General features: G+C 39.4%; 1 protein-coding gene. It reads left to right on the top strand.

The window, feature by feature from the left end:
* Nucleotides 1-571, top strand: a 571-nt coding sequence (locus E1176_RS20125) for an LVIVD repeat-containing protein (protein WP_185152473.1), incomplete at its 5' end; no start/stop codon positions are given.
* Between the last annotated feature and the right edge of the window lie 49 nt (nt 572-620).

Below are 620 nucleotides of genomic sequence, written 5' to 3'. Positions count from 1 at the left end.
CACAATGAAAAGTACATTTAGATATCTACAGTTTGTGCTGTCAGCAGTAATATGTATTGGCTTATTATCGGCAAGCACATGCTATGGGCCAGATCCTCACCGCGAGAGGGCCAGGTATGGTTTAAAGCCTAATTATGTCAATGACATAGGCGATATGGTGCAGCAACTTCCTCCCCAACCTCTGATAAATCCGGGGAAAATATATGTTTATGGCAATCAGCTCCTTATTTCAGAGCAATTCAAGGGTGTACATGTTTTTGACAACTCAGATCCGGCTGCACCTAGAAAACTTTATTTTCTGGCAATTACGGGAAATGTGGATGTTGCCATTAAAAATAATGTGCTATACGGTGATCAATTTAATAACCTGGTGAGTGTTGATTTATCATCTATCGGCTCTGATAGTTTAGAGGTCTCAAGGCTAGACAGGGTATTGGAAGGTATTGCTTTTTACGATTTGGAAGAGTACGAGCCACCTCAAAATGATGTTTTTTACGAATGTGCAGACCCAAGTTTTGGAAAAGTGCAAAGCTGGGAATGGGACTCGGTATACTATCCTTGTTATAAATAAGAAAATGATGAGAAAAATAATACTAGGATGTATCGGGCTTTTCTTAATA

This window comes from Fulvivirga aurantia, assembly GCF_009711475.1.
Lineage (GTDB): Bacteria > Bacteroidota > Bacteroidia > Cytophagales > Cyclobacteriaceae > Fulvivirga > Fulvivirga aurantia.
This window is presented reverse-complemented; position numbering and strand designations above follow the sequence as displayed.